Here is an 11821-nt window from a genome sequence, read left to right as displayed (position 1 = left end):
ATTTATGACATCTGCCGGCCTGATCGAAGCCCGCGGCCTGACCCGCCGCGACCCAATCGCCAAGCGGGATCTGGTCGCGCCGACCGATTTTCTCGTCGAGCCGGGCATGCGCATTGCTGTCACCGGCCCGTCCGGTTCGGGCAAGAGCGTGTTCCTGCGCGCGCTCGCCCTGCTCGATCCGCTCGACGGCGGCGAATTGCGCTGGCGCGGCGCATTGGTTGCGCGTGCATCGATCACGCAGTACCGCCGCAGCGTCGCCTATGTTCGCCAGCGGCCCGCCGTGATCGATGCCGGCGTGGTCGAGGACATCCTGCGCTATCCGTACTCGCTGGCCGTGTATCGCGATGTGCGTTTCGACCGCGCGCGCGCCGTCGATCTGGCGCGCCGCGCGGGCCGCGCCGACGATTTCCTCGACAAGGCGGCGAGCGAACTGTCTGGCGGCGAGGCGCAGATCGCCGCGCTGCTGCGCGTGCTGCAACTCGATCCCGACGTGCTGCTGCTCGACGAACCGACCTCGGCGCTCGACCCCGAATCGGCGCACGCGATCGAGGCGCTCGTGCAGGCCTGGTTCGAAGCCGCGCCCGAGGCGCGCGCGTACCTGTGGATCTCGCACGATCCGGCGCAGGCCGCGCGGGTCGGCACGCGTCACGTGACGATGCGCGCGGGCGTGCTCGGTGAAGACAGAGGCGATCACGGCCGCGGCATCGATAAGCCATCCGCCACAAGCCGGCACGCGCCCGGAGCCACGCAATGAGCCCCGTGCTGCAGGACCTGAGCCTCGGCGACGTGGCGATCGCCGCCGCGCTGGTGGCGATCAACGGCGCGCTGTCGTTCGCGCTGTCGCTCGGCCTCGGGCGCCAGCTCGCGCTGGCCGCCGTGCGCACCGTCGTGCAGTTGCTGGCGATCGGCTACGTGCTGGGCTGGGTATTCGGCAACCCGCGCTGGTACGTGGTGCTGCCGCTGATGATGCTGATGACGCTGGTGGCCGGCTTCGCGGGCGCGGGGCGCGGCGAGCGCACCTACGCGGGCCAGCGCATCGACAGCATCGTGTCGATCTGGGCCGGCACCTGGGCGGTGGGCGCGATCGGGCTGTTCGTCGTGATCCGCATCCATCCGTGGTACGAGCCGCAATACGCGATTCCGATCCTCGGCATGATGCTCGGCAACGCGCTGACCGGCGTGGGCCTCGGCGTCGAGCGGATGACGGGCGAGCTGACCGCGCGCCGCGACCGCATCGAAACCGCGCTCGCGCTCGGCGCGACGCGCTGGGAAGCCGCGCAGGAAGCGGCCCGGCAGGCGGTGCGCGCCGGCATGATGCCGACCCTGAACCAGATGGCGGTGGTCGGCATCGTCAGCCTGCCCGGCATGATGACGGGCCAGGTGCTGGCCGGCCAGCCGCCGTTGCAGGCGGTGCGCTATCAGATCGTGATCATGTTCCTGATCGCGGCGGCCTCGGCGCTCGGCACCGTCGGCGCGGTGCTGATGACCTATCGCCGGCTGTTCTCGGCCGATCACCGCTTTCTCGCGCACCGGCTCATCGAGCGCAAGGCGCGCAAGCGCGCGCGGTAACGCCCGACGCGTCACCGCCCGATGCTCAGGGCTGGATCGACACCGTCACGTGCGTGCCGTCGCGCATCGCCAGGGTCTTCGCGCCGCCCTTGGTCGAGATCGACACCCGCTTGACCTCGCTGACGGTGACCGCCTTCGGGCACTGCAGCGTCTTGCCGCCGGCCGTGACGGCCGCGCTGCCGTCGGGCGCGCTGGCCTGGAAGCTGACCTGCACGGTCGCCATGCCCTTGGCGTCGACCGACGGCGCGAGCCGCACCTGGGTCTGGCGCACCATCGCGCCGTTGGCGTCGCGCGGGGCGGAATCGGTATCGGGGCAGCCATCCGGCATCGCGACCGCGCCGCTCGGCGGCACCGATTTCCAGTTGAAGTCGTCGGTCTCGCCCGAGCGGATCTTGCGCGTTTCCTGCGACGCGCCGAAGCGCTTCGAATCGACCTTCACCGTGTACTGGAGCTGGCCGTCGTTGCCGCCGCTGTTGCTGCCCTCGACGGGCGGCGCCGCGTGCGCGGTGCTGGCGATTGCCGCGAGCGCGGCGAAGCAGACGACGACGGACGGATTGCGCAGGCTCATGCTGTCCTCCTGAGGTCTCGACGCCGGGGCGGCGCCTGGTTGTGATGGCGATGGCACGACACGATGCACGCGGTTATCCAGTCTAGTCGCAAGCGACGCGTTCGGCGGGTTTGCCGGTGCGGCGGCGCAGCATGCGCGGCTTGCAGGACGGTTCGATCCCGGCGGCGGCCCGTAAACGGCAACGGCCGCCACGCATTGCCGTGGCGGCCGCCGTGTGCAACCGGGTGCGACGGCATCATCGGCGCCGTCGCACCCGGCTTCGCGTCAGAACCCGCTCAACACCAGCTTGCCGATCGCGCGGCCGGCTTCGAGCAGGCGATGCGCCTCGCGCACGTTCGCCGCGTTGATCGTGCCGAGCTGCTGGCCGACCGTGCCGCGCAGCGTGCCGGCATCGACCAGCCGCGCCACCTCGGTCAGCAGCTTGTGCTGCTCGACCATGTCGGGCGTGCCGAACATCGCCCGCGTGAACATGAATTCCCAGTGGAACGCGCCGCTCTTGGCCTTCAGCAGCTCGACCGGCACCGGTTTGGCGTTCTCGACGATCGAGCAGATCGCGCCCTGCGGCTTGACGATCTCGGCGGCGGCCGGGAAATGGCGGTCCGTATCGTTGAAGATCAGCACGTAATCGACCGACTCGAAGCCGGCCGCACGGACTTGCGCCGGCAAATCGCCGAAGTGGTCAACCACGTGATCGGCGCCCAACTCGCGCACCCACTGCGCCGATTCGGGGCGCGACGCGGTGGCGATCACCTTCAGTTGCGCCAGTTGCTTCGCGAGCTGGATGCCGATCGAGCCGACCCCGCCCGCGCCGCCGATCACCAGCACCGATTTGCCGGCGTCGCGGCCCTGCGGCGACACCTTGAGCCGGTCGAACAGCGCTTCCCACGCCGTGATCGCCGTCAGCGGCAGCGCGGCGGCTTGCGCGAAATCGAGCGTGGCCGGCTTCAGCGCGGCGATCCGCTCGTCGACCAGATGGAATTCGCTGTTCGCGCCGGGGCGCGTGATGCTGCCGGCGTAGTACACCGGGTCGCCCACGCGAAACAGCGTCACGTCCGGGCCGACGGCGGCCACCGTGCCGGCCGCGTCCCAGCCGAGCACGCGCGGGGCCGTCTCGACCTTGTCCTTGGGCGCGCGCACCTTGGTGTCGACCGGGTTCACCGAGATCGCCTCGACCTTGACGAGCAGGTCGCGGCCGGTGGCTTCGGGCTTGGGCAAATCGACATCGACGAGCGATTGCGGATCGTCGATCGGCAGGTAACGGGTCAGGGCAATGGCTTTCATGCGGTTCTCCGGGTTGGGTCGGATGCAGCGTCGTGCATCGATGACGAGATCCTACGCGGCCCGATCCATCCGAAAAACCGACATAATCCAGGAAACATTTTTTGGGTTTTCCTGATAATGAGCGATGCAACCAGCACGTCCCCTGCCGCCGCCTCCGACAAGCCGCTCGACCTGCTCGACGTGGCGTTGTTCGTACGCGCGGCGCTGCTCGCCAACGTGTCGGCGGCGGGCCGCGAGTTCGGCGTGTCGGCGACGGTCGCCAGCGCCCGGCTCGCCCAGCTCGAACGCCAGCTCGGCGCGCGGCTGCTGCACCGCACGACGCGCCGCGTCACGCTGACCCAGGACGGCGAGCTGTTCCTCTCGCGCGCCCAGGCGCTGCTCGACGCCGCCGAGGCCGCGCGCGCGGCGGTCGGGCGCGCCCGCACCGAGCCGCACGGGCGGCTGCGCGTGTCGATGTCGTCGTCGTTCGGGCGGCAGCATGTCGCGCCGGTGATCCCCGCGTTCCTGCGCCGCTATCCGCAGGTGTCGCTCGACCTGCGGCTGTCCGACGAGGTGATCGATCTGGTCGACGAGGGCATCGACGTCGCGATCCGGGTGGGCGCGCTGCGCGATTCGACGCTGGTGGCTCGGCGGCTGGCCGTCAACCGGCGCATGGTGTGCGCCTCGCCGGCCTATCTGGCCGCGCACGGCACCCCGCATCACCCGGCGGAGCTGGCGCGCCACGAATGCGTGGTGCTCGGCGAGCAGCGCGACTGGGCCTTCGAAACGCCGGCCGGGCCGCTGACGGTGCGCGTGGGCGGCCGGCTGGTGGCCAGCAACGGCGAGGCGATCCGCGAGGCGCTGGTAGACGGCTTCGGCATTGCCGTCAAATCCACCTGGGATGTCGGGCCGAACCTGCGCGACGGCTCGCTCGTGCCGGTGCTCGCCGATTACCCGCTGGCCGAGCCGTCGGCGATCTGGGCCGTCTATCCGAGCCGCGCGTTCGTGCCGCTCAAGCTGCGCGCGTTCATCGACTTCATCGCCGAGCACTTCGGCGATCCACCTTACTGGGATCGCGAGCCACCCGGCGAGTCGCGGTGATCGCGGTCCGACGTCGCGCCGATGTCGGACCGATGGGACCCGCACGCCGGGCCGATGCCTGACCGAAGCCCCCCGCCGAAACCGGCCGGGCGGTCATGCCGACCGGCTACAATACGGCCTCTTCCGGCGCGCCTGGCCGCGCCGCTTTCGTCCCACGCGACACGTCATGACCACGAATCTCGTCATTCAAAGCCCCGCGCCGCTGTCCCCCACCCATCACAAAACGCTGTTCGCGCTGTCGCGCGGCACCCGCCTCGTGACGATCGACGATCACGCGATCCGTTTCGACGACGCCAAGCCGGCCCAGCAGCCCGATATTTCGGTGTACTGCGGCACGCACGGCCTCGACTACGCGTTCGTCGACGCGGGCCGCCAACTCGCCGATTTCGGCCTGCTGGCGATGGACATGGATTCGACGCTGATCACGATCGAGTGCATCGACGAAATCGCCGCGTTCTGCGGCCTCAAGGAACAGGTCGCGGCGATCACCGAAGCGTCGATGCGCGGCGAGATCAAGGATTTCAACGAAAGCCTGACGCGCCGCGTCGCGCTGCTGGCCGGGCTCGATGCGAGCGCGCTGGAACGCGTGTACGACGAACGCCTGCAACTGTCGCCGGGCGCCGAGGCGATGCTGGCCGGCGCGAAGGCCGCGGGCCTGAAGACGCTGCTGGTGTCGGGCGGCTTCACGTTCTTCACCGAGCGGCTCAAGGCGCGCCTCGGCCTCGATTTCACTTACGCGAACACGCTCGAGATCGTCGACGGCAAGCTGACCGGCAAGGTCGTCGGCGAGATCGTCGACGCCGAGGTGAAGGCGCGCACGGTGCGCGAAACCTGCGCCGCGCTCGGCATCGAGACTTCACGCGCGATCGCGATGGGCGACGGCTCCAACGATCTCAGGATGATGGCGACGGCCGGCCTGTCGGTGGCGTTCCGCGCCAAGCCGGTGGTGCGCGAAGCGGCCAGCGTCGCGTTCGATTACGTCGGGCTGGACGGGCTGCTGCGCCTGTTCTGAACGCATCGGCGGCACACGTGAAAACAGCGCATCGGCCCGAGCGGCCGATGCGCTGTTTCGTTTTTGACGACAGCCGGTTCGTTCTATTCGACTGCGTTCAGCCGAGCGTCGCCGCGAACGCGCGTTCGATGTCGGCGCGCAGGTCGGCTTCGTCTTCCAGGCCGATATAGAAACGCACCAGCGTGCCCTGCGTCCAGCTCGGGCGCATCGCCGCGACGTCGTACGGCATCGCCAGGCTGTGCGCGCCGCCCCAGCTCCAGCCGATCGCATACAGTTCCAGCGCCTCGACGAAACGGTCGATCTGCGCAGCACTGTAGCGCGCATCGAACACCACCGAGAACAAACCGCCCGCCCCCGTGAAATCGCGCATGAACGCTTCGTGGCCCGGGCAATCGGATAGCTGCGGATGCAGCACCGCGGCGATTTCGGGGCGCGTCTTGAGCCACTTCGCGAGCGCCAGCGCGGTACGGCTGTGTGCCTCGAAACGCACCTTCATGTTCGGCAGGTTGCGCAGCACGAGCGAGCAATCGTCGGCCGACACGCCGATGCCGAGCCGCATGCGCGCGAGCTTGAGCCGCTCGTGCAGCGCGCGTTCGGCCGTGATCGTCGCGCCCATCAGCACGTCGCTGCCGCCCGACTGATATTTGGTCAGCGCCTGCACCGAAATGTCGACGCCGTGCTCGAACGGCTTGAACGCGAGGCCTGCCGAATAGGTGTTGTCGATGGCCGTAACCACGCCGCGCGCGCGCGCCACCGCCGTGATCGCGCGCACGTCGGGCACTTCCATCGTCACCGAGCCGGGCGCTTCGAGCCACAGCAGCTTGGTCTCGGGGCGAATCAGCTCGGCGATGCCCGGGCCGATCAGCGGATCGTAATAGCGCACGCTGAGGCCGAAATCCTGGGCCAGCCAGTTGCCGAGGTCGGCGTTCGGGTTGTAGATGTTGTGCGGGATCAGCACGTCGTCGCCGGCCTTCGTGATGCCGAAGTAGACGTTCGTGATCGAGGCGAGCCCCGACGGCTGCAGCAGCGTATGCGCGCCGCCTTCGATCACGGCGAGCTGGCGCGCCAGTTCGAGCGAGGTGGGCGTGGCGTGCAGGCCGTAGCGCCAGGCGTTGTCTTCGCGCCAGTCGAGCGCGCGCATCGTGGCGAGATCGGGGAACACGACGGTCGAGGCGCGCGCCACCGGCGTGACGAACGACGCCCAACCGGGCGGCAGTTCGCCTTCGGGCTGAACGATGCGGGTCTGGAGCGCGCGTTGCTGAGGGGTATCGGTCATGTCGGAATCGATGGGCCGGATGGGCCGCGTGGTGAAAAACGGTCCGCACAGGGTAGCCCGATTCGCGCGGCTTGGCCCGGTACAGTCGGCGGCGGGCGTGCCGAGCCGGTGCCCGGACGGCCACCCGGTACGTCATGTACGTCATGGGCCATCGTCGAAAAGCATCGGGCCTCGCGGCGCGGTACGTTGCGCGGCGAGGCCCGACGGGTGATAACCGAGACGGTATGCGGCGTTGAATCAGCCGCCGGTCGAGAGATTGCCGACGCCGCCGACCGGACGCCCCGACGAGCGGGCCGCCGGGGCCGAAGCGGCCGGCGCTGCCGCGCCGTGGGCCGCCTTGGCCGGCGCCGACGGATTCAGCACGACCGGCTGCGGGTCCGATTCGTCGGCGTTCATGCGGTCGGCCGACAGCGCGCCCGACGCGTCGAAGTGCCCCGTCCAGACGCCCGTGATGTTGGTGCCGTCGTTCGACTCCTCGATTTCGAGCATGTCGCCGTCGCGGTCGCCCGCGAGCAGGATCACCTGGCCCGTATCGACGTAGCGGTATTCGCCGTGCACGCCCGACCCATTCGCCTTCGGGCCGAGATGCACGACGATCGCGCGGCCGCCGAGCGTGCCTTCGTAGCCGGGCAGCTTTTCGAGCGCCGGGTCCGGCTTCAACGGCTTGGCCGGCGCCGTGTCGTCGCGCTCGGGCGGCGCTGCGGCCGCGGCTGCCGCGGCGGCGGTCGTCGAAGCGCCCGAGGTAGCCGGCGCGGCCGGCTGGCGGGACGGCTGCGACGTTTGCGCATGCACCGCGCCGGCCGCCAACGCGGCCGTCAACGCCGCCGCGAGGTGGAGTCGGAGGAATCGGATTCGGCTTGCTGCTGCCACGTCGGGGTACTCCTTTTTTACCGGGGAATTGAAATCAGTCCATGCGCTCGAACACGGCGGCAATGCCCTGCCCGCCGCCGATGCACATCGTCACGAGCGCATAGCGGCCCGCGACGCGATGCAGTTCGTAGAGCGCCTTGACCGTGATCAGCGCGCCCGTCGCGCCGATCGGATGGCCGAGCGAGATGCCCGAGCCGTTCGGATTGAGGCGAGCCGGATCGAAACCGAGTTCGGCCGCCACCGCGCAGGCCTGCGCCGCGAATGCCTCGTTCGACTCGATCACATCGAGATCAGCAACCGCGATGCCTGCCCGCTCCAGCGCCTTGCGCGAGGCCGGCACGGGGCCGATCCCCATGTAGGCGGGATCGACGCCCGCATGCGCATACGACACCAGCCGCGCGAGCGGCTTCAGGCCGCGCGCCTCGGCCACGCGGCGCTCCATCAGCGTGACCGCCGCGGCCGCGTCGTTGATGCCCGACGCATTGCCGGCCGTGACCGTGCCGTTTTCCTTCGCGAACACCGGGCGCAGCTTGCTGAAATCCTCGGCGGCCGCATCGTGGCGCACATGCTCGTCGGTATCGAATAGGACCGTGCCCTTCTTCGAGCCGATCTCGATCGGCAGGATCTGGCTCTTGAAGTAACCGGATCGGGTGGCGTGCGAGGCGCGACGGTGCGATTCGAGCGCGAGCGCGTCCTGCGCCTCGCGCGTGATGCCGTATTTGGCCGCGACGTTCTCGGCCGTCACGCCCATGTGAATCGACTGGAACGGATCGTGGAGCGCGCCGAGCATCATGTCGATGATCTTCGCGTCGCCCATGCGCTGGCCGAAGCGCGCGGCCGGCATCGTGTACGGCGCGCGGCTCATGTTTTCGGCGCCGCCGGCCACCGCGATCTCGGCATCGCCGAGCAGCACGGCCTGCGCCGCCGACACGATCGCCTGCAGGCCCGAGCCGCACAACCGGTTCACCGTCAGCGCCGGCGTGTGCTGGGCGATGCCGCCGTCGATCGCCGCGACGCGGGCGAGATACATGTCTTTCGGCTCGGTATGCACCACGTTGCCGAACACCACGTGCCCGACCTCGTCGCCCTTCAGCGCCGCCCGATCGAGCACTTCGCGCACCACGCGCGCGCCGAGCTGCGTCGGCGAGAAATCCTTGAGGCTGCCGCCGAACCCGCCGATTGCGGTACGCACCCCGCTGACCACCACCACTTCGCGTTGCATGTTGCCTCCGATGTCGTTTGTGAGTGATCCGCAGGGTAATACGGATGCCGGGCGCGGCAATCGAGGATTCCCTCGACCGGCGGGGGGCCGGCAGCCGGCAGGTCATGACGGCGGGCGGATCGGCCGTTCGGCGACTGGCCGAGTCGGGTCTTTCAATCAGGCCCTTCAGTCAGACGGTTATTCGGCCCTTCGTCAGCCGCTCAGTCAGCCGTTCGATCAGCCGTTCGATCAGCCCGCCATTCAGCCGTTCAGCAAGGCACGGACCGCGTCCGCATCGGGAATCGGCGCGACCGCGCCGTAGCCGCGCGTGGACAGCGCGGCGGCCGCATTCGCGTAGCGCGCGGCCTCGAACGGATCGTCGCCCGCGACGATCCGCGCGACGAACGCGCCGCCGAAGCAATCGCCCGCGCCGGTCGCATCGAGCGCGTCCACGGCGAAGCCGGGCACGACGCGGCGCTCGTCGGGCGTCGCGACGTAGGCACCCTCCTTGCCGAGCTTCAGCGCCACCACGGCCGGGCCACAGTCGAGCAGCGCATCGACGATCGCGTCGCGTTGCTCGTGACCGGTCAGCAGCGTCACGTCGTCCCAGCTCGGCAGGCAGATGTCGGTGCGGCGCAGCGCTTCCATCATGACCGCGCGGGCACGCGCCAGCGGCCAGAGCTTGAGCCGCAGGTTGGTGTCGAAGCTCACGCGCACGCGGTTCGCGCGCGCATGGTCGATTGCCGCGAATGCGGAATCGCAGGCGCTCGCACCGATCGCGAAGCTGATGCCGGAAAGATGGATGACCTGCGCCGCCGCGATCGCGTCGAGCGGCAGATCGCCCGGCGCATAGCGGCTCGCGGCCGAGCCCGCGCGCAGATAGTCGAACGCATGACCGTGCTCGCCGTGCGAAACGAAATACACGCCGGTAGGCGCGGCCGCGTCGATGCGCACCGACGCCGTATCCACCTGCTCGCGCCGCCACAGGTCGAGCAGCAGCCGGCCGAAATGATCCTGGCCGACCGCCGACACGAAGCCGGTATGCGCGCCCTGGCGGGCCGCCGCGATGCAGAAATTGGAGGTGTCGCCGCCGAAGCCCTGCAGATATTGCGGCGAGCCGGGCTGCGACTGGTTGAATTCGACCATCGCCTCGCCGAACGCGAGGATGGCGGGCGATGGTGCGGACAACGCCTGCATCATGCCGCGCCGACCTCGCCCCACAGGTCGTGGCCGTCCGCGCCGGTGATCTTCACCGACACGAAATCGCCGACCTTGTAGCGCTTGCCGCCCTGCACCGGGTCGACATACACCACGCCGTCAATTTCCGGCGCGTCGGCGGACGTGCGGCCGATGCCGCCGTCGGCGTTCACTTCGTCGATCAGCACCTTCAGCGTCTGGCCGACCTTGCGCTCGATGCGCGCCGCCGACACTTCCTCGGCCACTTCCATGAAGCGCGCGCGGCGCTCCTCACGCACCTCGTCGGGCAGCGCGCCGCCGAGTTCGTTGGCCGTCGCGCCTTCCACCGGCGAGTAGGCGAAGCAACCGACCCGATCGAGTTCCGCCTCGCGGATGAAATCGAGCAGCGTTTCGAACTGCGCTTCCGTCTCGCCCGGGAAGCCGGCGATGAACGTGCTGCGGATCGTCAGATCCGGGCAGATCTCGCGCCACTTGCGCACACGGTCGAGCACCTTTTCGGCGTTCGCCGGGCGGCGCATGCGCTTGAGCACTTCGGGATCGGCGTGCTGGAACGGCACGTCGAGATACGGCAGCACATGGCCGCGATACGCGCCCTCGGCCATCAGCGGGATGATTTCGTCGACGTGCGGGTACGGGTACACGTAATGCAGGCGCACCCAGGCGCCGTATTGCGCGGCCAGCTCGCCGAGCGCCGCGACCAGCTCGGTCATGCGCGTCTTGAGCGGGCGGCCGTTCCAGAAGCCCGTGCGGTACTTGACGTCCACGCCGTAGGCGCTGGTGTCCTGCGAGATCACCAGCAGTTCCTTGACGCCCGACTTGAACAGGTTTTCCGCTTCGAGCATGACCTCGGCGACGGGGCGCGACACCAGGTCGCCGCGCATCGACGGGATGATGCAGAACGTGCAGCGGTGGTTGCAGCCTTCGGAAATCTTCAGATAGGCGTAGTGGCGCGGCGTGAGCTTGATGCCGGCGGCCGGCACGAGGTCGACGAACGGATCGTGCGGCTTCGGCAGGTGGTTGTGCACCGCCTGCATGACTTCGCCGAGCGCGTGCGGGCCGGTCACGGCCAGCACCTTCGGGTGGACTTCCTCGATCAGGCCGGCGCCGCTCGCGCTCTTTTTCGCGCCGAGGCAGCCGGTGACGATCACCTTGCCGTTCTCGGTCAGCGCTTCGCCGATCGCGTCGAGGCTTTCCTGCACGGCATCGTCGATGAAGCCGCAGGTGTTGACGACCACGAGGTCCGCGCCGTCATAGGTGCCGGAAATCTCGTAGCCTTCGGCGCGGAGCTGGGTGAGGATTTGCTCGGAATCAACCAGCGCTTTCGGGCATCCGAGGCTGACGAATCCGACTTTCGGGGTATGGGACATCTGGAATAGGTATGGGGTGTGACGCAAAGGCGAGAGTTTACAGTGATTTAGGCCCCGGCGATTCAAAATCGGTAGCGGTGCCGGCGCCATTGGCTCACGCCGGGGGACCCGCCCGAAAACCCGCCCGGGCGCCGCGCGGTGGAACTTGCGCCAGCACGCGACCGGGTTCGAGCAAACCGCCGGCCGCTTCCTCCTCACCGTACCCACCCTGTTATTTCTGCCTGAGACTGCAACGATTCGTTACAGCATCTCGAACAGGCGCGATCGCTGTGCCAGACGTCCCTTGCCGCAGCGCAACAGACGTACCTGCCACCACCCACCGTGGCTCACAGCCAGTTCTTACAGGGCCACACAATTATTCATACCAATTAAATCATCCAAAATTTTCGCGGAAAATTTC

11 protein-coding genes are annotated in these 11821 nt (G+C 68.9%); 4 read left to right on the top strand and 7 right to left on the bottom strand.

The features are described from left to right. The first annotated feature begins 4 nt into the window (after positions 1-4). Both AB4851_RS24760 and AB4851_RS24755 read left to right on the top strand, forming a co-directional pair. Positions 5-754 (top strand): ATP-binding cassette domain-containing protein, encoded by a 750-nt coding sequence (locus tag AB4851_RS24760; protein WP_414451817.1) that lies wholly within the window; start codon positions 5-7, stop codon positions 752-754. Next, positions 751-1569, top strand: coding sequence for an ABC transporter permease (locus AB4851_RS24755; protein WP_414451816.1), 819 nt, complete (start codon positions 751-753; stop codon positions 1567-1569). The genes AB4851_RS24760 and AB4851_RS24755 overlap by 4 nt, the downstream gene beginning before the upstream one ends. Before the next feature lie 25 nt (positions 1570-1594). On the opposite strand, the gene AB4851_RS24750 is transcribed toward AB4851_RS24755, so the two are convergent. Then, positions 1595-2137: a DUF6013 family protein gene (locus AB4851_RS24750; RefSeq protein WP_414451815.1), complete on the bottom strand. Its 543-nt coding sequence runs from the start codon at positions 2135-2137 to the stop codon at positions 1595-1597. Positions 2138-2401: 264 nt separating this feature from the next. Further along, positions 2402-3418, bottom strand: coding sequence for a zinc-binding alcohol dehydrogenase family protein (locus AB4851_RS24745; protein ID WP_414451814.1), 1017 nt, complete (start codon positions 3416-3418; stop codon positions 2402-2404). A 117-nt stretch (positions 3419-3535) separates the two neighbouring features. On the opposite strand from AB4851_RS24745, the gene AB4851_RS24740 reads away from it, so the two are divergent. Next, positions 3536-4498: a LysR family transcriptional regulator gene (locus AB4851_RS24740; protein WP_414451813.1), complete on the top strand. Its 963-nt coding sequence runs from the start codon at positions 3536-3538 to the stop codon at positions 4496-4498. A 166-nt stretch (positions 4499-4664) separates the two neighbouring features. Continuing rightward, the gene (gene serB, locus AB4851_RS24735; protein ID WP_414451812.1) at positions 4665-5510 is read left to right on the top strand and encodes a phosphoserine phosphatase SerB; all 846 of its coding nucleotides are present in this window, start codon (positions 4665-4667) and stop codon (positions 5508-5510) included. 97 nt (positions 5511-5607) lie between these two features. Here the strand turns inward: serB and AB4851_RS24730 are convergent, their stop codons facing one another. The 5 genes from AB4851_RS24730 to rimO form a co-directional block, all read right to left on the bottom strand. After that, positions 5608-6786 carry a cystathionine beta-lyase gene (locus AB4851_RS24730; RefSeq protein ID WP_414451811.1) on the bottom strand — a complete coding sequence of 393 codons (1179 nt, stop codon included), beginning with the start codon at positions 6784-6786 and terminating at the stop codon, positions 5608-5610. Positions 6787-7023: 237 nt separating this feature from the next. Next, positions 7024-7656, bottom strand: a complete 633-nt coding sequence (locus AB4851_RS24725) for a hypothetical protein (RefSeq protein WP_414451810.1) — start codon at positions 7654-7656, stop codon at positions 7024-7026. Positions 7657-7690: 34 nt separating this feature from the next. Continuing rightward, positions 7691-8878, bottom strand: coding sequence for a beta-ketothiolase BktB (bktB, locus tag AB4851_RS24720; protein WP_414445402.1), 1188 nt, complete (start codon positions 8876-8878; stop codon positions 7691-7693). Between the two features lie 240 nt (positions 8879-9118). Continuing rightward, positions 9119-10054: a sugar kinase gene (locus AB4851_RS24715; RefSeq protein ID WP_414451937.1), complete on the bottom strand. Its 936-nt coding sequence runs from the start codon at positions 10052-10054 to the stop codon at positions 9119-9121. Further along, entirely contained in the window at positions 10054-11421 is a 1368-nt protein-coding gene (rimO, locus tag AB4851_RS24710) for a 30S ribosomal protein S12 methylthiotransferase RimO (RefSeq protein ID WP_414445404.1), read from the bottom strand. Before rimO ends, AB4851_RS24715 begins: the two co-directional genes overlap by 1 nt. Between the last annotated feature and the right edge of the window lie 400 nt (positions 11422-11821).

The sequence above is a fragment of the Burkholderia sp. 22PA0099 genome, assembly GCF_047497165.1.
Taxonomy (GTDB): Bacteria; Pseudomonadota; Gammaproteobacteria; order Burkholderiales; family Burkholderiaceae; genus Burkholderia.
The sequence above is the reverse complement of the archived record's forward strand: the minus strand, read 5'-3'. Positions and strand labels throughout refer to the sequence as shown.